The following is a 23,931-nucleotide window of genomic DNA, read 5'->3' as shown; positions in this document are numbered from 1 at the left end:
TGTTAACACATCCCTTTTTAATCCGTTAATCTTTGCAGAGGTAGAAGGAAACTTATCGTGAGCATACTTCATAACCAATTTGGTTAAGCCAGTTGCAATCATCAATCAGAATCTATGAAACACTTTAAAAAGTATGGCCTTGTTTGTTTGTTAATTCTCACCTGCAAAACAGCAGTTTTAGCCCAGGTTACAGGTGCCTTTTGGGTAAAAGGGGACACCAGTAAGTTTTATCCGGTCACGTTTGCAGATGGGGCCTGGACTGCTAACATCGCCACCGAGCTGGAAATAGGCCGTTCAAGTGTGCATAATGACAACCCATGGAGAGGTTCTATTATAGCAAAATTCAGATACCATGTAACCGCTTGGGGAAACGGATCCAATTTTATTGATGCTGATATAAGGCAGTACAGTCCCGTTGCTACATTAAATAAGATGATAGCTGGCTGGAGAGACGCGTCGGGAACTAATTCAACTGGGAGGATTATCATCTGGATGCGGGGAAATACCAGCTATAACTATAAGTCTAATTATGCTGTTTCACCGGTTATCTATGACGGAGAGCAACAACCGCTTCCTTACCAGGAGGTTGGAGGGCCTGCCCATAGCTTTAAAACAGCCGTGGATAGTTCTGTGAATGTTTATGGCTCTACCTATAATAGTTCTGCTTACTTTATTGGTGGTGGAAATAATTATATGGCCGGCAAATTGGCTATCGGAACATATAACCCCGGCAGTTACAAGCTTGCTGTGGAAGGCACTATAGGGGCGCGGAGAATAAAGGTCACCCAGGGAAGCTGGGCGGATTTTGTGTTCCATCCGGATTATGAGTTACCTACACTACAGGAAGTAGAATGTTTTATCAAGACAAACAGGCATTTACCGGAGATACCTTCTGCGAAAGAAGTGGAGACAGAGGGATTGGATGTGGGGGAGATGAATAAGAAACTCTTACAGAAGATAGAGGAGCTGACCTTGTATATGATTGAGATGAAGAAAGAGAGTGCTGTTCAACGTGCCGAGTTAGAAGCATTAAGGAAGGAGCTAAGAAAAAAGTAAATAGTTGTTATCCCTATTGAGTTTGATACTATGCGTAAATTCTATCTGATTGTAACGTTAATAGGCTCTGCAGTTACGCTACAGGCGCAGCAGAATAAACCTGATGTCACTGTGCGCCCGGCAGCCGTCCCGGTTGCAGTGCCAGGCGCTTATACCACCCCTACAATTAACTATGTCCGTACCTGGGAGCCGGCACTTCCTACCGCTGATACGGCCTATGTAGCATCACCCAGCCGGCCGGTAACAGAGGTGCGGCAGGTGACCCAGTATTTTGACGGGTTGGGACGTCCCCTGCAAACGGTTTCTAAAGGAATTAGCATAAGCGGGAAGGATGTAGTGGCTCCTGTTGTGTATGACGCTTTTGGACGGGAGCAGTTTAAATATCTGCCTTATGTACAGCAAAGCGGTAATACCAGTGATGGTAAGTTTAAAACAGATCCTTTTAACGGGCAGAAGGCTTTTTATCAAAACGCTACCATGGCGCCTGGCGCGGCAGGAGAAAACGTATATTACAATAGGGTTGACTATGAAGCTTCGCCATTGAACCGGGTACTTAAAACATATGCACCAGGTAACAGCTGGGCAAAGAATGACCCGGCTACCGTGGAGCGCGGCGGCAACCGCGGTATAGGTAACCAGTATCTGATAAATACGGCCTCAGATTCGGTACGTATCTGGGATTTTGCGGTAGGGGGCATTATTCCCACCAGTGGTGCGGGGCGTATATATGCTGCGGGGCAGTTATTTAAAAATATCACAACTGATGAAGCAGGCGGCCAGGTGGTTGAATATAAGGACAAGCAGGATAGGGTGGTACTGAAGAAAGTTCAGCTGGCAGACAATCCGGGCACTGGTCATATGGGATGGCTCTGTACATATTATGCTTATGACGATCTGGGTAACCTACGCTTTGTAATACCTCCGAAAGCTGTGGAGGCTATCATCAGCAACTGGACTATCAGCACAGCCATAGCTGCAGAACTTTGTTTTATGTATCGTTATGATGGGCGTAACCGCATGATCATTAAAAAGGTGCCGGGTGCAGATTCTACGGAAATGGTGTATGATGTGAGAGACAGGCTGGCTTTTTCCCGGGATGGCAATATGAAGGGGGTGAACTGGCTGGTTACGTTTTATGATGGATTAAACCGTCCGACCATGACGGCCTTGTATAATGACGGCAGTACCAGGGAGGCGCTGCAGGCCACTATGAATACTGCTACCAGTAATACACAATCTATCCCTTATACTTTCCCCGGTACTGCGGATCTGGTGCTCGCATCCTATGATGGCACAACTCCTTTGTTCCAGGCAACGAATAGTATTACCTTGACTGATGGCTTTGACTCGGGTACCGGTGCGTCGATGACGGCTGAAATCAATACCGCCGTCACAGGAGGCGCCACTGCTATTACGGCTACCAATCCGCTACCCAATATTCCGGCTAATAAATTAACACCATTAACTTACACTTATTATGATAGTTATGGATTTGCAGGTAACAGGGCATATGACACCCGGGATATTGACAAGCCTAAGCCGGGCGATAATTTATATTCGGAAGTTTTGCCTGGCACTGCCAGCAGCATGATTAAAGGTTTGGTTACCGGAACAAAGGTAAGGGTGCTGGGAACTGATCAATGGCTTACTACCACCCATTATTATAATGACAAGGGCCGCCTAATGCAGGTGCTGTCAGACAATATCAGCGGAGGATATGATGTAACCAACAACTTATATGATTTTAACGGAAAGCTGTTAAGTACCTATCAGCGGCATCGTAATCAGCGCAGCGGCACTACTTCTGAGATAACGGTACGTACCATCATGAATTATGATGCAGGTGGCCGCCTGGTAAGTATTAAAAAGATGCTGAATGATGTTCTGGCGCAGGAAAAGACCTTAGCCGTAAATGAATATGATGAGTTAGGACAATTAAAGAGAAAGCGTTTAGGGGTGACTACAAGCACACAACTGGAAACGCTGAATTATGAATACAATATCCGTGGTTGGCTGAAGAGTATCAATAAAGATTTCATTCCAACTGCAGGAAGTACTGCCAATTGGTTTGGGCAGGACCTGAGTTATGATTACGGGTTTACCAGTTCTCAGTTTAATGGTAATATTGCCGGCGCCAAATGGAAAAGCCGGGGTGATGGCATTGCCAGGGCCTATGGATATGGTTATGATAAAGTGAACCGCTTAACAAAAGCCGATTTTACCCAGCAGAACACCGGTAGCACCGGTTGGACGAGCGATCAGAAGAATTTTTCTGTAAACGGTCTTGCTTACGATGCCAATGGTAATATCCAAACCATGAACCAGATAGGCATGAATGGGGTAACGGTACTGACCCTGGATAGTCTGAAGTATGGTTATACGCCGGGCAGTAATAAGTTATCCTTTGTTACCGACCGCAAGAACAACGCCCAGAGCCAGCTGGGTGACTTTAAGGAGATCACCAATAACGAAACGGCCGATTATACTTATGATGCGAACGGCAACCTGACAAAGGACAATAATAAAAACATCACTGCCATTACTTATAATCATCTGAACCTGCCTGAGAGTATTACTATTACCGGAAAGGGCGTGATTAAATACCAGTACGACGCCTCGGGTAGTAAGCTCAGGAAAATCGTTACCGATAATACCATTACTCCAGCCAAAGTTACTACCACAGATTATATAGGTGGTTTTGTCTATCAGAATGACACCTTACAGTTTGTTGGTCATGAAGAAGGACGTGTGCGTGCTGTATTTGCGACAGGGCAGCCTATAAAATATGTGTATGACTATTTTGTAAAGGATCACCTGGGTAATGTCCGTATGGTGTTAACAGAGCAAACGGATTTCTCTATGTATGCAGCTACCATGGAAACAGCCGCTGCACCTACTGAAACAGCACTATTCAGCAATATTGATAATTCCCGTACCGCCAAACCGGCAGGTTATCCAGCCGATGAAAGTGCCGGTAGCAACGCGTCTGTCGCTAAATTAACTGCCGCCAACGGAGGCAAGAAAATAGGGCCTTCCATTGTATTGCGGGTAATGGCAGGAGATACGATCCAGCTGAGCGCTAAAGCGTTTTATAAATCAGGTGGTCCCAAAGACCAACAACCAGCTACTTCTACAGCCGAAAATATGTTGGCCGACCTGGTACAGGCTTTTAACGGAGGCCGCAGCCCTGATGGTACACATGGGGTAGCCGGCAGTGGTAATATGACACCTTTCAATAGCAATTTTTATAACAATGATTACCGGCGGCTGAAAGAAAGAGATGCCGATCAGCCCAATGCCGACCGGCCCAAAGCTTACCTGAATTTTGTTTTGTTCGATGATCAGTTTAAATTAGTGGATAAGAATAGTGGGGTAAAACAGGTAAAAGCCGAGCCGGATCAGTTGCAGACGCTTAGCCAGGATAAGATGGTGATGGATAAATCTGGTTTCCTGTATGTGTATACCAGCAATGAAGGCACCCAGGATGTGTTCTTTGATAATGTACTGTTAGGGGTTAATTCAGGACCGTTGCTGGAGGAAACGCATTATTATCCGTTTGGGTTGACGATGGCGGGGATTAGTTCGAGTGCTCTTCGTGGTACTAACTACCCGGAGAATAGGATGAAGTATAATGGGAAGGAGTTACAGAGTAAGGAGTTTGGAGATGGCTCAGGACTGGAATGGTATGACTATGGGGCGAGGATGTATGACGCACAGATTGGAAGGTGGCATGTACAAGATCCTATGGCAGATAAATACATTGGTTATACCCCTTATGGTTATGCTAATAACAGTCCTATACTTTTTGTTGATCCGAATGGAAAAGAAGTTTGGATATATTATGGAGATAATCAGAAGGCTCGTTATGATAATGGAAGATTATACAACGAGGATGGTAGTAAATATAAAGGTAAAGATCAGTTTGTGTCAACAGTAATGAAGACATTAAATCAAATGAACTCAACTGAAATAGGTAAGGAGGTTTTGACTAGCCTTTCTGGTTCTGAGAATAAATTCGATTTTATGAATCAAACTCCTACGAGGGAGGGAAAAGAAATAGACGCATTGCAGTTCCAGGAAAATGCTGATGGTGGAGGTAAAATTTGGGCTGGGGCATTAATGAAGAATACTCCTAGTGTACAAAAGCTAGAGAATACAGCACATGAATTATTCCACGGCTATCAACATGAGAATAAGCAAAGTGGGGCATCTGTAAATAACGAAGTAGGTGCGTACTTATTTGGCCAGGCAGTAGCAATGAATGCAGTAATGAATGGTAGCGCTATGGGGGGGCTTCAGCCTCCTGCAAGAATGGATAATAAAGCGGGAGCAATGTATGGGCAGGCTTATAATTACTTATTATATGAAGCAAAAGGGGTTAATTATAATACCTATATTAATTATTCTAATGCACTCATGAGCTTCAAACAAGGGAGTACATCTAATGTAACAGGGCTTTATAATAATAACCAGACGTTGTTACCTAATCAACAAGGTTCGGTTATCTTTAAATTTTTCCCATTAATAAGAGAAAAATAAACGTATGAAATTATTGATTGCATTGATGATAGCGTTTTGTAGCTTTAGTTGTGTCCAATCAGGAAAAGATGTAGTAAGTGAGGCTGGGGCAAAAAGGGGGGATACAATTATAGATCCAATAGTGCCGTCTCACTTTGAGATAGACTATAACCGGATAGTAAAAGTTAGCCCAAATATCTTTCCTCAGGGTTCTAAAGGTATTGGTGCAATCAGAATATTTATAGATACAGCGTCAAAAGTAGAACGGTTTGAAATTCTTTCTGCCAGAATTGATGATGAAGGAAATACCATTTACAATTATGCATCTGATAAAGAGAGTTCTAAAACGCAGGAATTAATTAATGTGTTGAAGGTATTAGTAAATGATATTAAAGTTAAGAAGCTAGGTAATCCTATATTACATGACTTGGAACCGTATGACCTAGTTGTCAAATTTGAATAATAAATTTTATCGTGAATATGTTTTTTTAGTTTTATTGTGAGTAATAGCCATATTGATGAAGTAATAAATTTTTTTTCTCCTCTCCAGGCAGGGCTTCAATATCTTCCATTCGTTTAAGTAATTTTTTGTCCAGTATCATGCTGGTAGAACCGCCAATCAGGTAATCCACGGTCATACCCATCCAAACCATGAACCAGATAGGCATGAATGGAGTGACGATACTCACCCTGGATAGCCTGAAGTATGGTTATAATACCAGCAGTAATAAATTGTCTTTTGTTACCGACCGCAAGAACAACGCCCAGAGCCAGCTGGGTGACTTTAAGGAGATCACCAATAACGAAACGGCCGATTATACTTATGATGCGAACGGCAACCTGACAAAGGACAGTAATAAAAACATCACTGCCATTACTTATAATCATCTGAACCTTCCTGAGAGTATTACTATCACCGGAAAGGGCGTGATTAAATACCAGTACGACGCCTCGGGTAGTAAGCTCAGGAAAATCGTTACCGACAATACTGTTGCCCCTGCCAAAGTTACAACCACAGACTATATAGGTGCTTTTGTATACCAGAATGACAGCTTACAGTTTTTAGGTCACGAAGAAGGACGGGCAAGGGCCGTATTTGCGACAGGGCAGCCTATAAAATATGTGTATGACTATTTTGTAAAGGATCACCTGGGTAATGTCCGTATGGTGTTAACCGAGCAAACGGATTTCTCTATGTATGCAGCTACCATGGAAACAGCCGCTGCACCTACTGAAACTGCTTTGTTTAGCAACATAGATAACTCCCGAACAGCCAAACCGGCAGGCTATCCAGCCGATGAAAGTGCCGGTGGCAACGCGTCTGTCGCTAAATTAACTGCCGCCAACGGAGGCAAGAAAATAGGGCCTTCCATTGTATTGCGGGTAATGGCAGGAGATACGATCCAGCTGAGCGCTAAAGCGTTTTATAAATCAGGTGGTCCTAAAGACCAACAACCAGCTACTTCTACAGCCGAAAATATGTTGGCAGACCTGATGCAGGCTTTTAACGGAGGCCGCAGCCTGATGGTACACATGGGGTAGCCGGCAGTGGTAATATGACACCTTTCAATAGCAATTTTTATAACAATGATTACCGGCGGCTGAAAGAAAGAGATGCCGATCAGCCCAATGCCGACCGGCCCAAAGCTTACCTGAATTTTGTTTTGTTCGATGATCAGTTTAAATTAGTGGATAAGAATAGTGGGGTGAAACAGGTAAAAGCCGAGCCGGATCAGTTGCAGACGCTTAGCCAGGATAAGATGGTGATGGATAAATCTGGTTTCCTGTATGTGTATACCAGCAATGAAGGCACCCAGGATGTGTTCTTTGATAATGTACTGTTAGGGGTTAATTCAGGACCGTTGCTGGAGGAAACGCATTATTATCCGTTTGGGTTGACGATGGCGGGGATTAGTTCGAATGCTCTTCGGGGTACTAACTACCCGGAGAATAGGATGAAGTATAATGGGAAGGAGTTACAGAGTAAGGAGTTTGGAGATGGCTCAGGACTGGAATGGTATGATTATGGGGCGAGGATGTATGATGCTCAGATAGGCCGTTTTTTCACACAAGATGCTTATGCTGAAAAGTATAATACTATGTCGCCATACCAATATGGTGCTAATAATCCGATAAACAATGTAGATATAAATGGTGATAGTGTATTTGTGACAACCGGTGATGGGCAGAAATTACATTATGGTTATACTTCAGGAGGCGGTTATGGGTTTTATTCTACTGGTGTAGATGCTGAAAGTGGTCTTCCTATTGAGAACAGATATCAAGGGGATGATGAGTTTGTAGGGCAAGCATCTGCTGCTATCGGTAGAATTGGAATGAGTGGGAAGGAAGGGCGAGGACTTGTTGATGAACTAAGCACTTCAAAAAATAGCTTTTCATTGGAGAGTGGGAACGGCGATAATAAATTTGTTGCTAATGGGCCTCAAGCTGCTGGTGCATATGCCGCTCATCTATTGGCTGATCCATCAATATCTGCATTGAAGCCTGTAGCTGGCGGTGCCGGAGGAAAGATAACCTGGGATACGAAAGGAGCTAATGTGTGGGTATTAGGAGGCAAACAAGATAATAACCCGATCTCAAATTTAGCACATGAAATGTTCCATGCTAGAGATGCTAACAGAGGATTGTTGTATGATAAGCAATATCCATCAGGGGTATATAATGGGTTAGCGCGGGATGAATGGCAAGCATCCTATAAGGAGAATCAAATTAGAGCTGCTAATGGATGGCCGATTAGAGAGTATTATAGGTCTGCTGTAGATCCATCAGGGAATATACAAGGAGGGGCCGCGCCACGGCTTTTGGATCGAAAGAACCAACCTATAAAACTGAATTGGATGCCAGCGGGTTGGTGATTTTAAAATTAAATCAATGATGAAGAAATTAATATTTTACATAGGATTAATACTATTGGGAATATCCTGTAAAGTCCCAATGGGAGGCCGTGATAATAGTTTAATGAAACAGGTGTACCAAAACCAAAAGTCTTATTATGATACAAAAATAAGTGATAAGAAAGACTATACAAGTATCATCAATTTTGGTAGTAAAGGTAGGGGACAACTATATAAGAAAAACGGGGTACAGCTATCAGGATTACAGGATTGTATTGTATTGGAAGGATTTAATCCTGGTTGGGGAAATTATCGTGGATTACTTATAAGCTCTAAGGGGAGTTATGTTTATAGAAATAATGCAACAGGAAAATGGGATATGGAGTTAATCAATATTGATAGTGGTGATATTGAGAAAAAGGCAGGTATTGCAAGGAATATTATAGATAAGGTGAGATTATGGGATACTTTGTATATCAATAATCAAAGAAAGCAGTTAGGGACTTATGTGACAGACGGGTTTGTTTTTATGGCAACGCGGATCCAGTATATTGATAGCCATAATGCGAAAATTGAAACTATAGCGTTTAATGAATTTGTACATTAAAAATAGTCTACGCTTTAAGCAAAGCCGCAAGCACAAATCAGTGTTTGCAGCTTTGTCGTTTATATGATTAATCTTTATGCCTTCAGTTTTTTAGAGGTAGTAGTGAGCTGGGCTTCCTTTAGTAACGCATCAACCACGCGCAGAATGGTATTACGGTCTTCTTCAGAAATTTTATCCAGCAACTCCAGGCAATAGAGCATTTTTTTATCCTTCACTAAAAAGGTTCGTCCCGGTTCAGATCCTTTTTAATTTACCTATCCATTGTCTTTGTCACCAATAGGTGAAGAAAAAATATTTTTTATGGCAAAGATCAATATCGATAATCAGGATACTATTACGTACCAAACGGAGGAACTGGGGTTTACTATCCTGGGCGGTATCCGGTTGGATGGTATAGACCGGATGCGGGTCACGTTGAAGGTGGAAGTATTGAACCGTAAATTTAATCACTATCTTGATCATCCTGATATTGCAAATCTTGCCATCCGCCAGAATCTTGATCTTTATAACCATCACCAGGTGGAAAAATTATCCAGGCTGATAGCCGACCGGCTGGAAGTTGGCAGCAGTCCTGTAGTGCAGGCGCTGGGAGAAATAACTGATCAGTTGGAAGACTATCGTTTACAACAGATCGAAGCCAGGAAGCAGGAATAGGTAAAGTCGTTGAAAGTACTTACTGAAGCAGAGCAGCAACAGGCTATGGCGTTTTTACAACAGCCCCGCTTACTGGAACGTACCAACGAAATCATTAGTAAAAGCGGTATAGTAGGGGAAGAACTGAACCGGTTAATTATGTACCTGATCTTTACCAGCCGTAAAACCACCCGCCCGCGGCATGTGATCAGCTTCGGCAGCAGTGGTACCGGTAAAAGCCATCTGCAGGAAAAAGTCTTTCTTACGATACCAATGGTATATTGGATAAAACAGGGTTTGAATATTTTAAAAAAAACAATAAATAAAGACTATGAGACAAAAGTTAATTTATATGTCTTTAATTATAATTTTAATAGCCTGCTCTTCTCCCTCTACCAAGTTGTTTGATGTTGAGAAGAGAGAACTAGCCAATGTCTCAGTTCCTGGCAAAGATTATAGAGTAGGTATTTATTACGTTCCTGGAAATGCAACAACTCAAAATTGTATTCAGATAGTGTCATCTTCGAATGGAGGTAGTGAAAGTGTATTAAAAAATTATGAGCGGTACAATATGCTTGATTCTTATAAGTTGGTTGATGATACGTCTTTAATGCTCGTTGTTCGTGATACAACCAGTTATCTGGGGAATAAGCCAGATACCTTCTTTTTAGTATTAAAGTAAATATGGCAGAACTACTTTTGTATAATGAGAGCGCCGCCGCCAGCCACGCCATTAACCCCGTACCCGTCTTCAGCGCCTGGTCGTCCGTATTAAAAGTGGCAGTATGCAACCCGGAACTGGAGGCATTACCCACTCCCAGGCGATAAAAGCATGCATCCGTCTGCTGCGAGTAAAAGGCAAAATCTTTAAAGCCATCCAGAGCTCCAGGTCCACTACATTCTCGCCACCAAGATAATTGCAGGCCTGCTGACGCAGGGCTGCAGTGAGTGCTTCCTGGTTGTAAAGCATAGGATAATCTCTTGCAATCCGGAGGTCGCAGGTACCACTCATGCTTTTTACGGTAGCGTGTATCATTTCCCTGATCATGTTGATGGCTTGTTCCCCAGTTATATGAAGTGCCGGAAGAAAAAAATAAGTAATTGAATTTAAATATCATGCAACAACGTATTATCTTTCTGGCGCTGGCAGTGCTGCTAATGGCCTGCGAAACAAAGAAAACAACTACTGTGAAACTTATTGCACTTGATCCAGGGCATTTTCATGCGTCCCTGGTACAGCAGGAAATGTATCCGGGAATTGACAGCATTCTGAAAGTTTTTGCACCGGAAGGAGCGGAGGTAGAGCGGTACAGAAAAGCGGTACTGGCCTATAATGAACGAAAGGATTCGCCTACGCACTGGCGGCAGGAAGTGTATACGGGGCCGGATTATCTGCAACAATTGCTGGCGCAGCCAACAGGGAATATCGTGGTGATTGCCGGTAACAACCGTTTGAAATCAACCTATATCCGCAGGTGCGTACATGCGGGGATGCATGTGCTGAGTGATAAACCTATGGCCATTGACGCAGCAGGCTTTGACTCGCTCAAAGCAGCATTCGATGAAGCAGCACAACACCATGTACAGCTGTATGATATGATGACCGAGCGCTATGAGATCACCTCTATTCTGCAGCGGGAGCTTGTGCAAATGCCATCTGTATTTGGGAAACTGGAGAAAGGAACTCCTGCAGCGCCTGCTATTATCAAAGAAAGCGTACATCATTTTAGAAAGAAGGTGGCGGGCAATGTGCTTATAAGGCCCGCCTGGTATATGGATGTAACGCAGCAGGGAGAGGGGATCGTAGACGTGACCACCCATTTGGTGGACCTTATTCAATGGACTTGTTTCCCGGATCAGGTCATTCATTACGAAGAGGACATCCTGATCGATTCCGCCCGGAGATGGCCTACTGCCATGACCTTTTCGCAGTTTCACGAGATTACCAACGAGGATCGTTTCCCGGATTATTTACTAAAGGATGTAAATGAAGACAGTGTATTGCAGGTATATGCCAATGGGGCATTTGATTACCGGATTAAAGAGGTGCACGCCCGGGTGGCTGTCAGCTGGAAGTACCAGGCCCCTGAAGGGACAGGTGATACGCATTATTCGTTGATCAGGGGCACCGGGGCTGATATAGTGATTCGTGACGGAGCTCTATACATTGAGCTTAAAACGGCCGGTACAGAAGCTTTACAGCGGGGTGTCGGGGTGCTTGCCGCCACCTACCCGGGGATTTCCTTAAAAGCAAGCGGAAAGGCCTGGGAAGTGGTTATTCCAGCCACCTATAAAAAGGGACATGAGGCCTCATTTGCCCGTGTCATGCAAAAGTACCTGTTATACGTAAACTCCGGGAGTATGCCGGCATGGGAAGTGCCCAATATGTTAGCGAAGTATTACACCACCACGCAGGCATTACAACTGGCAAGGAAGCGTTAGACAGATAACGTTTCAGTTATCAATTGGCAGGATTATATCAATGTTCAACAGAACGTATTGTCTTGCTGGCCCTGTGGATTACATGAACGGGAGTGGCTTTCCCAAAAAATGCCGCTAAAATGGAAGGACTTCGGGGCGAAGAGGACGTTTCCAGGAAAAACCATAGTTCGTGGGTCGTTACATTCTTTCAAAGGTGTCTGCATTTGTTTTTATGGATTGCCACCAATCGAGCGGTTTTTTAACGGCTTTTTCTCCCGCTGTGGTAGCCGTCAATATTTCCGAGGTCACGAGTTGCCACATCGTTTCCATTTTACCCTCGTAATACATACCCGTGTAAGTCACCAAATGATCCCCACCTGCACAGGTGATGCCAATGAGGTTATCTTTATATACGCCGGTAACAGGTAATTGTTGTCCTCTGGTAGTTTCATCAATTGCTGATTGAAAATACCCTTCCAGCTTTCCATTTGCCTGTCCTGTAATATTCAGGATAGAACCATATTGATTTCTCCATTTGCCTATCCAGTCCATTTTGTATCATTTTAGGTGCGATAATTCCGATTTGAGCTAACGATCGGACTAAAATATTACGCAGCTGGTGGTATATCATCCAGCTGTTTTTCCCTGATCAAAGATATGATTTCTATAGAATTTTAGTTTGGGGCCTTCACTGATTTCCGTGCTGGTCCGTTTTCAAAAAACATAAGCAGACTGAGTAAGGCGGCCATCTTACGCTGTCCGCATCTGTAACAACTGCTGTTCGAAACCGGACATAAAAGAAAGGTAGCCCATCTGTTATTATTGATTACCAGCGTAATAAAAAATGGCATTTTATTAGTTGCCTCAGGCAGCTCACTTCTAAACATTTATCCATGCTTGGAAATTACTTGTAGTTGGCTTTGTGACCGCTCCTGCTATGGGTCTGTGTGAATCATTCCTTCAAATAAACTACATAAAAGCATTAAGGCGAAGGAGGATTTATTATCATTGCAGAGAATTATTAAACCCTATAATTATCATGCGTTTTTTTCTGTTGTTTTTCCTGGTTGCTTTGAGTGTAAAGGTGGTGGCCCGGCAATGTGGTTGTCAAGATAACTTCCGTCATATGATAGATAAGATGAAACAAAATTACGCTGGTTTTAATGATAAAGTGACTGATCAGAACCGCCGGCAATATGAGCAGTTTACCGACAGCCTGCTGAAACAAACCCGCGGAGCGGATGTTCCTGCCTGCCTGCAATTAATGTCTGCATGGATGGATTTTTTCAGGGACGGGCATGTCTCTGTTGCGCTAAACGAAGATTCGGCTAACCATGCCTTCATCCGCAGCGTATACCATAATACGGAGCGGGTGACACTTAACCAGGCACAGTTCAGGTCATATCTTGACAGCAGCAAACAACAGCTGGACCCGCTGGAAGGCATCTGGGAAGATGAATCCGGGCTTTACCTGATTGGTATTACCCATGAAAAGGGAAAACATGCCGACAGGCTGACCGGTTTTGTGCTCAGGGCCGACAGTCTGTTCTGGATGCCGGGACAGATAAAAATGAAACTTGATGGCAAAGCCGGCAAATACCGGTTAACAGCCTATTATAACAGGATGCATATATTGTCTATACCGGAGTTCAACATTGTCCGCGACGGCGTTTTTTCTATCGCAGGTTATGGTAACTGGTATAAACAATACCCCGGCCGGGGAAAAAAAATAATTGCGCCTGAGGCCAGCGGCGGCGCTTATCATCCAACCTTTAAGATACTGGATGATAACACCTGCCTGATCGCTATACCTAATGCGCAACTTACTTACAAGGGGGAGATCGACAGCCTGCTGACCCGCTATGATGCCGCCATTAAGCAGCGTAAGCACCTGATCATCGATGTCAGGGATAACGGTGGCGGCTCGGTGCTCTGTTTTGAAAAACTGCTCCCATTGATTTATACAGGCCCTATGATAACAAAAGGATACTCTGTACTGGCTACTGAAGACAATATCAAAGGCTACTATGCTATGTACGATTTTCCTAACATTTCAGACAGCATGAAAAGTGTTTTTAAAAAGGAGGCCGAAGTACTGTGGGCGCACAGGGGAGGTATGTACAATCTCTGGCCCGGCGACACCACCAGGTTTGATACCATATTTCCATACCCCAAAAGAGTATCCATCCTGATAAACGGCGCTTGCGCCAGCAGCACAGAGCTGTTCCTGATAAAGGCCCGGCAAAGCAGTAAAGTAACGATGTATGGAACCGCTACCCTGGGCGTGGTGGATTATGCGGATGCGGCCACCTTCAAATTGCCCTGCGGCATCTATAAGGTGAGGTTCTCTACCTCCAGGACCAACCGTTTACCGGATGAAAAGATCGATAATATCGGTATTCAGCCTAATGTGAAGATCCCCGCACAGGTGCCCGATTGGGTAGAATATGTGCGGTCGCTTTAGTATGTTGGTAATAATTATTGTAATAAAAAATGGTCTTATCAGCAAGATTTGGCAACCAGCACTATTCTAAAAAAATAGGCAATATGAAATTTATATTTTTATCTCTGACGTGTTTTTATACCGCCGTTTGTGGTCAAACAAATTCTTCGAAAATTGTCGATGTATCTGCTGCTCAGGCTTATATAAAAATTGCAAAGCAACTGGAATCTGGCGACTCGGAAAAAACAATACAATGGGCTCAATTATTTGACACGAAACCTTGTCAAATGATGATTAGGGGAGGTGTTGTTGATACCGTGGCATTTAAAGCGGATATGAGCGCAGTATATCGTTCTAACCCCGCCGAAAATAAGAGTTTGCAAAGGGGGCGACAATTTTATCACAATGAGTATAGAGAAAACCTGCATGCGCTTGAGCAATATATAATACAATTGGCGACGGCTGATGTTGTTGATAGTGTCAGGCAAACCCTGTATCCGCTTCTTCCGGAAAGGCTGCAGTCGGCGGACTTATTTCCCAAACTTTTCTACCTATACTATGGCTCTGCCGATGCTACCGGGAATAGTGGATTAGTATTGAACGACCTGTTACTTTCCTATAAAATTGATAACTATAAGTTTGGGGTTTTAGCCAGTCATGAAGCATTCCATGCAATTGTATCAGTGGCTTTTCAACAAAAACTAAAAGCAAACATAAATTATGACTCACCGGAATTTAATTTGCTGTACCTGATGGAGATGATCAGTGAAGAAGGGGTGGCAGATTTAATAGACAAACCTATACTTGGGCAGAAGGGGTCTCCTGTTTATGCAACTGTAGAAAAGTTAAGAAACAATGATACCATTCTTTCTATCACCTGTTTGCAAAGGTTAGACAGCTTATTGACACAGGCGAACGCATCTGGCGCTATTTTAAACAACTATGCTTCTTTTCAAAGTTTATCCAGTCAGTTTGGCCAAAACGGAGGGCATATTCCCGGTAGGTTCATGGGATTAGTTATTAAAGAAGGAAAGCGATTGGATAATCAAATTCAATCAATAGAAGACCCGGTTTCATTTTTTTTAAATTACAATCATGCTGCCATTACGCTTAAGCAAAAGAAGTATCCGGTATTTTCAGAGGCATCTGTCGATTATCTAAAGAAATTAAAACGTAATCTGCTGAAGGAGTAATTTTTCGCCGGATGGACCATCTGTTGTTAGTAACCATAAAAGTATAAATGAGCCGGCTCAACGGATACTTCATAAGGGAAGCAAAAAAAATCAAATGCTATCTGTGATAGCAGATATTTAATCGGACAGAAATGAATCAGGCTATTGCAACTTTATCGTACTTTTAAATTATAAACACAGATCAGGCAATGACCCTCTTAGAAAAATATACTACCGGCTATGTTATGTCAAAGGATGGAACAAGAGTTGGTTATAGACAAACCGGGTCCGGGCCGGGAGTTATTCTTGTCCATGGCGCGATGATGACCTCTAAAAATTTCATGCAACTTGCCCGCTTCCTATCCAATGAATTCACTGTTTATATTCCAGACAGACGAGGTCGCGGCTTAAGCGGACCGTTTGGCCCGGACTATGGTGTTGGATCAGAAAGCGAGGATTTGCAGGCATTAATCCATGAGACAGGAACGGACAAGATTTTTGGGCTTAGTTCTGGTGCTATTTGTGTACTTCAAACGGCAATCATAGAACCGGCACTTAAAAAAGTAGTGCTCTACGAACCTCCGATTCCGGTCAATGGGACTGATCCCGCTGCCTGGAGCTGTCGCTATGAGTCTGCCCTCTCACGCGGAGACTTTGGAAAAGCATTGTTCGCAGCCATGAAAGGCACTGATGACCCTTCCCTGTTTACAGCCTTGCCGACCTTTCTTATTGCACCATTGCTAAATATTGCCATAAACGTAAATGCAAGGAAACAAGCAGGCGATGATGTATCCTTCAAGTCCTTAATACCAACCATGCATTATGATCTCATTTTAGTAGGTGAATCACCTGGAATTATAGATCGGTGTAAAGAAATTAAAGCTGAAATGTTACTGATGGGCGGAACCAGGAGTCAAGGTTACCTTAAACTTGCACTTGATACATTAAGCTCCGCCTTTCCGCAAGCAAACCGTGTGGAATTCCGCGGTTTGGGGCATACAGCTGCCGATAACGGCAACAGTCCGGAAAAAATCGCAAAAGAGTTAATAAATTTTTTTCAATCTGGTGGGATGCGATAAATGTAAGAATACGGTGTTTGCAAGCTTAAATATACCGGATTAAATCGTGTCTAATACAGTTCATATGTAAATGTATTGCTTGCATGTCACCTTCAACTTTCCTTTTGATAAAATTATTTGAAGCAACAAAAAATCCCTGCTTCCGGAAGAAGCAGGGATTTGAAAGAAAACTTATACTCTTGAAACAGTTATCTTGGTGCGCAATTGGTGAAACTACGTCAACCAGTAATTCTGTTCCATTATCTTTGTGAATTTAGAAGCCATACATGCCACCTGAAACGGAAATTTGTTCTCCGGTAATCCAGGCTGCATCGTCGGAAGCAAGAAATACGGTGGCTTTTGCAATATCTTCGGGCTGGCCTCTGCGGCCGAGCGGTGTATTGGCAATGAACATTTTTTCATACTCACTGCCGGTGGTAACGCCCGCACTACGTGCGCCTTCTGTTTCCGTAGCCCCCGGTAAAATGGAATTGATACGAATGTTTTTTGCACCTAATTCTTTCGATAAAGAGATCGTTATAGCATCTAACGCCGCTTTAGTTGAAGAATATAACGAGGCTGAGGGAAGAGGCATTTTGCTTGCACCCGAACTGATATTGATGATATTGCCACCTTTATCGCTAAACAATTTCAGAGATGATTGGATAGCAAGTATAGCCCCCAGAACATTGACGTTGAAATGCTGATGAAAAGCTGCTGCTGTTACTTGTTCAATAGGTGTGTATCCTTGAAATGCTGCGTTGTTTACCAAAATATCCAACGTGCCGAAAGCGTTCTTTGTTTCTTCAAACAGCCTGATCACATCAGCTTCTTTTGATACATCGCCTTGCACTGAAATTGCTGTGCCTCCGTTATCGGTTATGGATTTTACTACTTTTTCTGCTTCGTCTTTACTTGAAGCATAATTTACAACAACCTTTGCACCCTCCTGGGCAAATGCTTTGGCAATTCCTGCACCAATTCCTTTTGATGCACCTGTAACTATTGCTACTTTATTTTTTAATTTATCCATTATTTCTTTTTTAATGATTGAACGACAAAGCGGGATTAATAAAGTTACTCCTGGGCTTTGTGCTGGGAAGAATATAAAAACATCATAAAGTGCTCAAGGGGAGAGAGATTCATCAGTTGAACCTGATCAGGTCCTTAAAGATCAACTGACCCCAGCTATTTCCGCGGGCCTGCACAAGCAGTCCACCTTCCGAAAGCCCGCCCAGTTTGATTGGGGAAAAACCGAGATTTTCCGCAAGCGCACTAATTTCCGTTGCTGCGCCGTCATCGTCACTGGCCAGGAACACAACTCTCTTGCCCCCGTGCACGGGCGGATCCTGATCAAGGACGGCAGCGGCCAGATGGTTGAAACCTTTAACCAGCTTGCCGCCGGTGAAGGCCTGTGCAACGACCCTGGAGGAAGGCTGTCCTCCTAACTCTTCAGGCGGCACGCCGTATGCATTGGTCACATCAATGATGGTTTTCCCTTGCCAGCTGGGTAGTGCCTTTGCGACATCCGGGTGCGACCCAAAACGGACAGCCAAAAAGATGATGTCCGCTTTGACCGCTTCCGCCAGTTTTTTGGGAATGATGGTAGGGCCTATCGCAGCTGCGGCGGATGCAAAGCTTTCCGGCTCGCGGGTGGTTGCAACGGATACTTCGAGGCCTTTGCGGGCAAATGCCCTGGCCAGGGCCTGGCCAACATTACCAAAACCGATAATTGCGTAGCTCGCTATTTTGTTTTCTGATTTGCTCATTTTGGAAATTATTTAATGGCACGGGTTACAAACCCGCGCCGGGTTCGGATCAGGTACTTATTTAGCCGGCGCCAGATAGGTCAGGCCACCATCAACAAGGAGCTCGGCCCCAAGCATAAAAGATGATTCATCAGAAGCCAGGAAAACCGCTGTTTTGCCAATATCAGATGGTTGCCCGATTCTGCCTACCGGCATTACATCTGCCCAGTATTTTTTTACCGCTTCAAGTTGTTCGGCAGGAACAAACTTGCTAAATACTGGTGTATCTGTTGTACCCGGTGATATTACATTTGCTCTGATCTTTCTGTCTAAAAGGTCGTTTGAAAATCCTTTTGCGAAGTGAATAACAGCTGCTTTGGCAGCACCGTAAAGTGAAAATGAAGCATATGCCCGATGCCCTGCATTTGACCCGATAAGGATAATGGAACCACCATCATTCATATAAGGCAGTGCTTTATGGACAGTGAAGTAAACACTTTTCACGTTTAAGTCCATTGTCTTGTCGTAGTCAGCTTCGCCTATATCTGCCACAGAACCCAACGTTGCTCCTGTAGCTGCGCCACCTGCATTGGCTACGATCACGTCTATTTTACCAAACTTTTCAGATGTTTCCTTAAACACTCTTTCCAGGTCGGCAAGATTGGTTACATCGGCATTTATGGCAATAAAATTACCGCCAAGTTTAGCCACTGAATTATCTAAAGTTTCCTGGGTTCTGCCGACAATGGCTCCTACAGCACCTTCATTTTTAAATTCCTGGGCAATGCCAAACCCGATGCCACTATTACCACCCGTAATAACTGCTACTTTATTCTTTAGTTTACTCATTTTTTGATCTGTTTTTAAATTTGTTTCGTAAAGGTACCATCAATAGTTTATCTTAGTAACCATTATAGTATATACTGGTTACTATTGGGTAACTACAAATTTTAAAAGTATGAGAGACGACAGATTTTGCAATTCGCATTGCCCGTTTACAAGGGCTATTGGCACCATAGGTAATAAATGGAAACCAATAATAATAGATGTTATTGGCACCCGTACCATTCGTTTTGGTCAGCTGGATTCTATAATACCGATCATTTCGAGGAAAGTACTGACTGAACAACTAAAAGAGCTGGAGGAAGATGGACTACTGGAAAGACTGGCCTATAGGGAAATACCGCCAAGGGTAGAGTATAAGCTGTCCGCAAAAGGCCTGGCCTTTTTACCAATTTTAGAAAGCATAAAAGAATGGAATTTAAAATATGAAGTAGCTCCTATGCCCAAAGAGAGTGATTCAAATAGGGTAAGTTATGCCAGGTAGTGTAAAACCCGCATTACCCCCATTACCATAACTCACCGAAAAACTGATTGATCCTTGTTTGCAGTTCAGTATTATTGGTAGTAATATCATCGTGTGTACGATCAGGATAGATAAATAATTTCACTTTGTCTTCCAGCCCAAGATCTTTCATGCGGTTAAATAATAATTCTCCCTGTGAAGCCGGTGTGATGCGGTCCTTTTCCCCGCAATGCAGTTGTGTTTTCGGTAAGCGGCTGCAAAAATAAAGAGGAGAGGAGGCGATCATTAATTGCCGCGTCTCCGCTATGGTCATAGTGCCATTAACCAGGCCGGTTAAAAACTGTTCTTTGTAGGTCCGGTCATTATATAACTGTGCCGTTAGCCCGATAAAATCAACATTAAATGCAACAGGCGCCACCCGTTTAAAACGTCCGTCGCGTTCCCCGGCCAGGAGTGCCACTGTACCTCCGCGGCTGCCACCCCGGATCATGGCCCTTCCCGTGTCTGCCAGTGGAAATACATTGCCAACAGCCGTTAACGTGGCGATCACATCATCGGTTGCTCCGTCAAACGCATCGAAGCGTGACCCCTGCGACAAGGGTGATTTATAGACCACATTATTTATTTCCACGCTGACGTACTGACCCCTAAGGGATGGCACCACGTAGATTACCGGTAATTGATCATCCGTCAATCCTATTTTTATCGAATTTACCGGTTCCTGTTCCGTTCCGTATCCCCCCACATAAAACATTACCGGCAGCGGGTGATCCGTCACCGGAACCAGTACTGCTGCATACTCCTTTGCGCCGGATAATTCAAAGGAAATAATATGCAGTGATAATTTTGCATTGATGACGTGTGTTTCTTCGGTCGTTATGTTTAAAGGGGTCAGATTGCGCGCTGACCATAACTGCTGCACCGCGTTGATTTCCGTTGTTGTTGGTGCCGCAAATAACGCGGTCTTATCTATTCCCTTTAATGCATCTTCTTTTTTACAGGCCAACGATAAGGTTAATATACCTATAAGCAGTACAACCGGGAGATATTTCATTGTGGAGATATTTGAATAAAAATAACCCATTCAACTGCCCGGTAAATAAGAGTCTGTGATTTTAACAGTTTTTTATATGAATAATGCCTGGTTGGAGGCTAATTTATTTTTTAACACTTATCCTCCAGATGCTGTTGCCCGCATCATCTGCTACCAGCAATGCGCCGTCTTTTGCAACCGCTACACCTACCGGCCTGCCATGTACCTCGCTCTTACCTTCATCCGCGATAAATCCGGTCAGGAAATCTTCCGCTTCCCCGGCAGGCTTGCCATCTTTAAAAGGTATGTAAATGACCTTATAACCTGCCAGGTGGGTGCGGTTCCATGATCCATGTTGTCCTATAAAGGCGCCGTTCCTGTATTTTTCAGGGAACATATTGCCTTTGTAAAAAACAAGGCCCAGCGAAGCCGTATGGGCTATCAAAGGCACATCCGGCACTATGGCGGTTTTTACCAGCTCTGTTGCCTGGCCTTTGAAAGCCGGGTCTTCATGTTGGCCGAAATAAGAATAGGGCCAGCCATAAAAACCGCCGTCTTTTACGCTGGTAAAATAATCCGGTACCAGGTCGTCGCCCAGCTGGTCCCGTTCATTTACTACTGTCCAGAGTGTATGCGTGCCCGTAGCCCAGTCCATACCCACGGGGTTACGCAATCCGCTGGCATATATCCGCATGTTACTGCCGTCGGGGTTCACTTCTAAAATGGCCGCCCGGTTCTTTTCATTTTCCATACCATGCTCGGCTGCATTGGTGCCTGAGCCAACGGAAACATATAACTTGGTTCCATCTTCACTGGCAATTATATTCCTGGCCCAATGGTTATTATATCCGCCGGCAGGTAATGGCAGGATCTTTTTTCCTTCCGCCTTGATACTGGTCATGCCAGGCTGATAGGGATATTGCATCAGCCCGTCGGTATTGGCTACATAAAATTTATCGTTCAGCACCAGCATCCCCATGGGCTGGTTCAGGTTTTTCATAAACGTATAGCGCTCGTCGGGATGCCCGTCGTTATCGGTATCGCGGAACATGGTGATCCGGTTGGCAGTGATGCTGTTATTCTCCGACTTTGCCTTGCCGCTTACCGCGTTGATCAGCTCCTGGGTAAACCGTTTGATGGCATGGGCTTCCGACACAAAAACATCGCCATTGGGCGCCACAAAGATCCAGCGGGGATTTTTCAGGCCATCCGCAAATTTGGTCACCACAAAACCCGGCGGGGCAATGGGCCTGGCATCGTCGTCCCATCCTATTACATTACTGAAATTGGTGACCGATGGTGTGGCGCCTGGAAGGGGCAGGGAATCGGGCGGGGTATTATTCGTCATCTCCAGCGAATCCAACGGGGGGGGAGCCGCTTTTTTCCCGGATCCGTTACAGCCGTATAAGGCGGCTAATACAAGTGCAAAAGTTGCGGACAGCAGGATCTTTTCCATAAAAAATACTTGATTTTGTGGCATGAACGTATAAGGACATCACTGATAATAACAGGGCTAAAACAAGAATGATCACTGTTTACAGCACTTAATTTAAGACGTTAGGTTTACAAACCCAAATATACCGGCCGGGAAAAAGTGGTTCTGCCATAAAAACCTTCTATGACCCTGGACAGATGCTTATTAAATACATGACAGTGCAGGATAGTTGTACAATCATTTCTGTCTAAATTGAAGTAACACACAATTATAGCCATTAGTGGGAAGTTGCCGGTAAGGTGCTTTTATGGTATAAACCCGCTTTCTATGCTAATGCCTGTTTATTATTATCTTACCCCGGTAATCTGTACAACATGAAGCAAAAAATTATACTAAGCTTTCTTTTGCAACTGGCAATCCTTCCTGCCTGCTTTGCGCAACAGTCAAATGAGGCAGCGGTCGGTTACCACCTGCCGGATGTGATGCGTACGCAATCAGGCAAAGTAATAAATACGGTGGCAGGTTGGGAGAAAACCCGCCGCCCCGAAATAACAGCATTATTTGAAAAGAATGTTCAGGGCAAAACCCCTGTAAAGAATATCCCATTGAGGTATGTGCCTTTATCGGTTAGCCGCAATGCATTAAACGGAACGGCTACCCGGAAACAGGTGCGGGTATATTTTTCGGGGGATGATAAATATTACATGGATATTTTACTCTACCTGCCTAATAGTAAAAACAAGCCTGTGCCCATGTTCCTGGGATTGAACTTTGGAGGTAACCAGTCTGTTAATGCCGATACGGGAATACTTATTTCAGAACGGTGGGTTAAATATGCCCCTGAGCCTGCCTATAAAAATCATTTTGCAACAGCAGCTTCACGCGGTACACAAAGCAACGACTGGTGCGTTGAAAAGATCATCGCGGCTGGCTATGGGCTGGCTACTGTGTACTATGGCGATCTTCAGCCAGACAGTGCAAATAGCGTGAATGCAGGTGTGGCTCCATTGTTTTACAGGAAAGGGCAGAAAGAACCTGCTGCAGATGAATGGGGCGCCATAGGCGTATGGGCCTGGTGCTTAAGCCGGGCGCTCGATTACATGGAAACAGACAAGGATATTGATTCAAAAAGGGTGACAGTGATGGGGCATTCCCGTTTGGGTAAAACAGCCCTTTGGGCCGGGGCGCAGGACAAACGGTTTGCTTTGGTGATCTCCAATAATTCAGGAGAAGGAGGCGCCGCCATTACGAGAAGGAAGTACGGCGAAACCATTGCCGTAATGAATAAGGCATTCCCTCACTGGTTTTGCGGGAATTTTAAAAAGTATAACGATAAAGAAGATGAACTACCTGTGGATTTCCACGAATTAATTGCATTGATTGCGCCGAGGCCGGTATATATAGCCAGCGCCTCGGAAGATCAGTGGGCGGACCCTTTGGGAGAATACTTATCCGGATGGTATGCTACCCCGGTATATGCATTGTATGGGCTGAAGGGATTAAACACGCCTGTTCCGCCGGATATCAACCAACCGGTTGGCGATGGCACGATCGGGTATCATATCCGAAAAGGCGTACATGCCATAACGCCCTACGACTGGGATCAATATATCCGTTTTGCCAACCGCTTCTTCAGTAAATAACAG

23 protein-coding genes are annotated in these 23,931 nt (G+C 44.1%); 15 read left to right on the top strand and 8 right to left on the bottom strand.

Annotated elements, in window-relative coordinates; genetic code table 11:
- Positions 1-114 precede the first annotated feature (114 nt).
- The 3 genes from ABIE50_RS21130 to ABIE50_RS21120 are packed head-to-tail and all read left to right on the top strand — an operon-like array spanning position 115 to position 6,037.
- The gene (locus tag ABIE50_RS21130; protein ID WP_209859956.1) at positions 115-1,056 is read left to right on the top strand and encodes a hypothetical protein; all 942 of its coding nucleotides are present in this window, start codon (positions 115-117) and stop codon (positions 1,054-1,056) included.
- Between the two features lie 30 nt (positions 1,057-1,086).
- Positions 1,087-5,595, top strand: coding sequence for a DUF6443 domain-containing protein (locus tag ABIE50_RS21125; RefSeq protein ID WP_354028104.1), 4,509 nt, complete (start codon positions 1,087-1,089; stop codon positions 5,593-5,595).
- Between the two features lie 4 nt (positions 5,596-5,599).
- Positions 5,600-6,037 (top strand): hypothetical protein, encoded by a 438-nt coding sequence (locus tag ABIE50_RS21120; protein ID WP_209867446.1) that lies wholly within the window; start codon positions 5,600-5,602, stop codon positions 6,035-6,037.
- A 31-nt stretch (positions 6,038-6,068) separates the two neighbouring features.
- Here the strand turns inward: ABIE50_RS21120 and ABIE50_RS21115 are convergent, their stop codons facing one another.
- Positions 6,069-6,242 (bottom strand): hypothetical protein, encoded by a 174-nt coding sequence (locus tag ABIE50_RS21115; protein WP_209867448.1) that lies wholly within the window; start codon positions 6,240-6,242, stop codon positions 6,069-6,071.
- On the opposite strand from ABIE50_RS21115, the gene ABIE50_RS21110 reads away from it, so the two are divergent.
- The 3 genes from ABIE50_RS21110 to ABIE50_RS21100 are packed head-to-tail and all read left to right on the top strand — an operon-like array spanning position 6,226 to position 9,036.
- Positions 6,226-7,116 carry a hypothetical protein gene (locus ABIE50_RS21110; protein ID WP_354028103.1) on the top strand — a complete coding sequence of 297 codons (891 nt, stop codon included), beginning with the start codon at positions 6,226-6,228 and terminating at the stop codon, positions 7,114-7,116. The genes ABIE50_RS21115 and ABIE50_RS21110 overlap by 17 nt on opposite strands.
- A gap of 14 nt (positions 7,117-7,130) precedes the next feature.
- Positions 7,131-8,450, top strand: coding sequence for an RHS repeat-associated core domain-containing protein (locus ABIE50_RS21105; protein ID WP_354028102.1), 1,320 nt, complete (start codon positions 7,131-7,133; stop codon positions 8,448-8,450).
- Positions 8,451-8,466: 16 nt separating this feature from the next.
- Positions 8,467-9,036 (top strand): hypothetical protein, encoded by a 570-nt coding sequence (locus ABIE50_RS21100; protein ID WP_209867450.1) that lies wholly within the window; start codon positions 8,467-8,469, stop codon positions 9,034-9,036.
- A 74-nt stretch (positions 9,037-9,110) separates the two neighbouring features.
- Here the strand turns inward: ABIE50_RS21100 and ABIE50_RS21095 are convergent, their stop codons facing one another.
- A complete protein-coding gene (locus ABIE50_RS21095; protein ID WP_354028101.1) occupies positions 9,111-9,251 on the bottom strand; it encodes a hypothetical protein in 141 nt (46 codons plus the stop codon).
- An 85-nt stretch (positions 9,252-9,336) separates the two neighbouring features.
- On the opposite strand from ABIE50_RS21095, the gene ABIE50_RS21090 reads away from it, so the two are divergent.
- The 4 genes from ABIE50_RS21090 (at position 9,337) to ABIE50_RS21075 (ending at position 12,111) form a co-directional block, all read left to right on the top strand.
- Positions 9,337-9,690, top strand: a complete 354-nt coding sequence (locus tag ABIE50_RS21090; protein ID WP_209867452.1) for a hypothetical protein — start codon at positions 9,337-9,339, stop codon at positions 9,688-9,690.
- 9 nt (positions 9,691-9,699) lie between these two features.
- Positions 9,700-10,077, top strand: coding sequence for a hypothetical protein (locus ABIE50_RS21085; RefSeq protein WP_209867454.1), 378 nt, complete (start codon positions 9,700-9,702; stop codon positions 10,075-10,077).
- 276 nt (positions 10,078-10,353) lie between these two features.
- Positions 10,354-10,497 carry a hypothetical protein gene (locus ABIE50_RS21080; RefSeq protein WP_209867456.1) on the top strand — a complete coding sequence of 48 codons (144 nt, stop codon included), beginning with the start codon at positions 10,354-10,356 and terminating at the stop codon, positions 10,495-10,497.
- Positions 10,498-10,785: 288 nt separating this feature from the next.
- Positions 10,786-12,111, top strand: a complete 1,326-nt coding sequence (locus tag ABIE50_RS21075; RefSeq protein ID WP_209867458.1) for a putative oxidoreductase C-terminal domain-containing protein — start codon at positions 10,786-10,788, stop codon at positions 12,109-12,111.
- Between the two features lie 177 nt (positions 12,112-12,288).
- Here ABIE50_RS21075 and ABIE50_RS21070 read toward each other — a convergent pair whose 3' ends face one another.
- Complete coding sequence (locus ABIE50_RS21070; RefSeq protein WP_209867460.1) at positions 12,289-12,642, bottom strand: avidin/streptavidin family protein; 354 nt, start codon at positions 12,640-12,642, stop codon at positions 12,289-12,291.
- 487 nt (positions 12,643-13,129) lie between these two features.
- Here ABIE50_RS21070 and ABIE50_RS21065 point away from each other — a divergent pair, with 487 nt between their 5' ends.
- The 3 genes from ABIE50_RS21065 (at position 13,130) to ABIE50_RS21055 (ending at position 16,784) form a co-directional block, all read left to right on the top strand.
- Positions 13,130-14,554, top strand: coding sequence for a S41 family peptidase (locus ABIE50_RS21065; protein WP_209867462.1), 1,425 nt, complete (start codon positions 13,130-13,132; stop codon positions 14,552-14,554).
- 83 nt (positions 14,555-14,637) lie between these two features.
- Positions 14,638-15,726 carry a DUF5700 domain-containing putative Zn-dependent protease gene (locus ABIE50_RS21060; protein WP_209867464.1) on the top strand — a complete coding sequence of 363 codons (1,089 nt, stop codon included), beginning with the start codon at positions 14,638-14,640 and terminating at the stop codon, positions 15,724-15,726.
- A gap of 188 nt (positions 15,727-15,914) precedes the next feature.
- Positions 15,915-16,784 (top strand): alpha/beta fold hydrolase, encoded by an 870-nt coding sequence (locus ABIE50_RS21055; protein WP_209867466.1) that lies wholly within the window; start codon positions 15,915-15,917, stop codon positions 16,782-16,784.
- Between the two features lie 253 nt (positions 16,785-17,037).
- Here the strand turns inward: ABIE50_RS21055 and ABIE50_RS21050 are convergent, their stop codons facing one another.
- From ABIE50_RS21050 to ABIE50_RS21040, 3 genes are all read right to left on the bottom strand, one after another.
- Positions 17,038-17,796: an SDR family NAD(P)-dependent oxidoreductase gene (locus tag ABIE50_RS21050; RefSeq protein WP_209867468.1), complete on the bottom strand. Its 759-nt coding sequence runs from the start codon at positions 17,794-17,796 to the stop codon at positions 17,038-17,040.
- Positions 17,797-17,908: 112 nt separating this feature from the next.
- Positions 17,909-18,532 carry an NADPH-dependent F420 reductase gene (locus ABIE50_RS21045; protein ID WP_209867470.1) on the bottom strand — a complete coding sequence of 208 codons (624 nt, stop codon included), beginning with the start codon at positions 18,530-18,532 and terminating at the stop codon, positions 17,909-17,911.
- A gap of 57 nt (positions 18,533-18,589) precedes the next feature.
- Positions 18,590-19,360, bottom strand: a complete 771-nt coding sequence (locus ABIE50_RS21040) for an SDR family NAD(P)-dependent oxidoreductase (protein WP_209867471.1) — start codon at positions 19,358-19,360, stop codon at positions 18,590-18,592.
- A gap of 109 nt (positions 19,361-19,469) precedes the next feature.
- On the opposite strand from ABIE50_RS21040, the gene ABIE50_RS21035 reads away from it, so the two are divergent.
- Positions 19,470-19,838, top strand: a complete 369-nt coding sequence (locus tag ABIE50_RS21035; RefSeq protein WP_209867473.1) for a winged helix-turn-helix transcriptional regulator — start codon at positions 19,470-19,472, stop codon at positions 19,836-19,838.
- A 22-nt stretch (positions 19,839-19,860) separates the two neighbouring features.
- Here ABIE50_RS21035 and ABIE50_RS21030 read toward each other — a convergent pair whose 3' ends face one another.
- Complete coding sequence (locus tag ABIE50_RS21030) at positions 19,861-20,871, bottom strand: alpha/beta hydrolase family protein (protein WP_209867475.1); 1,011 nt, start codon at positions 20,869-20,871, stop codon at positions 19,861-19,863.
- Positions 20,872-20,974: 103 nt separating this feature from the next.
- Entirely contained in the window at positions 20,975-22,306 is a 1,332-nt protein-coding gene (locus tag ABIE50_RS21025) for a PQQ-dependent sugar dehydrogenase (RefSeq protein ID WP_209867477.1), read from the bottom strand.
- 353 nt (positions 22,307-22,659) lie between these two features.
- Between ABIE50_RS21025 and ABIE50_RS21020 the strand changes: the two genes are divergently transcribed.
- On the top strand, positions 22,660-23,928 hold the full coding sequence (locus tag ABIE50_RS21020) for an alpha/beta hydrolase family protein (protein WP_209867479.1): 1,269 nt from the start codon (positions 22,660-22,662) through the stop codon (positions 23,926-23,928).
- The last annotated feature ends 3 nt before the right edge of the window (positions 23,929-23,931 follow it).

Origin of the sequence: Chitinophaga sp. OAE865 (assembly GCF_040546735.1) — a bacterium.
Lineage (GTDB): Bacteria > Bacteroidota > Bacteroidia > Chitinophagales > Chitinophagaceae > Chitinophaga > Chitinophaga polysaccharea_A.
This window is presented reverse-complemented; position numbering and strand designations above follow the sequence as displayed.

Excerpts from the sequence above, each read along its gene's own strand:
- ABIE50_RS21100 (WP_209867450.1), top strand. The coding sequence starts at position 8,467 with ATGATGAAGAAATTAATATTTTACATAGGATTAATACTATTGGGAATA.
- ABIE50_RS21030 (WP_209867475.1), bottom strand. The coding sequence starts at position 20,871 with ATGAAATATCTCCCGGTTGTACTGCTTATAGGTATATTAACCTTATCG.
- ABIE50_RS21075 (WP_209867458.1), top strand. The coding sequence starts at position 10,786 with ATGCAACAACGTATTATCTTTCTGGCGCTGGCAGTGCTGCTAATGGCC.
- ABIE50_RS21090 (WP_209867452.1), top strand. The coding sequence starts at position 9,337 with ATGGCAAAGATCAATATCGATAATCAGGATACTATTACGTACCAAACG.
- ABIE50_RS21055 (WP_209867466.1), top strand. The coding sequence starts at position 15,915 with ATGACCCTCTTAGAAAAATATACTACCGGCTATGTTATGTCAAAGGAT.
- ABIE50_RS21050 (WP_209867468.1), bottom strand. The coding sequence starts at position 17,796 with ATGGATAAATTAAAAAATAAAGTAGCAATAGTTACAGGTGCATCAAAA.
- ABIE50_RS21130 (WP_209859956.1), top strand. The coding sequence starts at position 115 with ATGAAACACTTTAAAAAGTATGGCCTTGTTTGTTTGTTAATTCTCACC.
- ABIE50_RS21120 (WP_209867446.1), top strand. The coding sequence starts at position 5,600 with ATGAAATTATTGATTGCATTGATGATAGCGTTTTGTAGCTTTAGTTGT.
- ABIE50_RS21070 (WP_209867460.1), bottom strand. The coding sequence starts at position 12,642 with ATGGACTGGATAGGCAAATGGAGAAATCAATATGGTTCTATCCTGAAT.
- ABIE50_RS21065 (WP_209867462.1), top strand. The coding sequence starts at position 13,130 with ATGCGTTTTTTTCTGTTGTTTTTCCTGGTTGCTTTGAGTGTAAAGGTG.
- ABIE50_RS21045 (WP_209867470.1), bottom strand. The coding sequence starts at position 18,532 with ATGAGCAAATCAGAAAACAAAATAGCGAGCTACGCAATTATCGGTTTT.
- ABIE50_RS21105 (WP_354028102.1), top strand. The coding sequence starts at position 7,131 with ATGACACCTTTCAATAGCAATTTTTATAACAATGATTACCGGCGGCTG.
- ABIE50_RS21020 (WP_209867479.1), top strand. The coding sequence starts at position 22,660 with ATGAAGCAAAAAATTATACTAAGCTTTCTTTTGCAACTGGCAATCCTT.
- ABIE50_RS21035 (WP_209867473.1), top strand. The coding sequence starts at position 19,470 with ATGAGAGACGACAGATTTTGCAATTCGCATTGCCCGTTTACAAGGGCT.
- ABIE50_RS21125 (WP_354028104.1), top strand. The coding sequence starts at position 1,087 with ATGCGTAAATTCTATCTGATTGTAACGTTAATAGGCTCTGCAGTTACG.
- ABIE50_RS21080 (WP_209867456.1), top strand. The coding sequence starts at position 10,354 with ATGGCAGAACTACTTTTGTATAATGAGAGCGCCGCCGCCAGCCACGCC.
- ABIE50_RS21060 (WP_209867464.1), top strand. The coding sequence starts at position 14,638 with ATGAAATTTATATTTTTATCTCTGACGTGTTTTTATACCGCCGTTTGT.
- ABIE50_RS21110 (WP_354028103.1), top strand. The coding sequence starts at position 6,226 with ATGAACCAGATAGGCATGAATGGAGTGACGATACTCACCCTGGATAGC.
- ABIE50_RS21040 (WP_209867471.1), bottom strand. The coding sequence starts at position 19,360 with ATGAGTAAACTAAAGAATAAAGTAGCAGTTATTACGGGTGGTAATAGT.
- ABIE50_RS21025 (WP_209867477.1), bottom strand. The coding sequence starts at position 22,306 with ATGGAAAAGATCCTGCTGTCCGCAACTTTTGCACTTGTATTAGCCGCC.
- ABIE50_RS21115 (WP_209867448.1), bottom strand. The coding sequence starts at position 6,242 with ATGCCTATCTGGTTCATGGTTTGGATGGGTATGACCGTGGATTACCTG.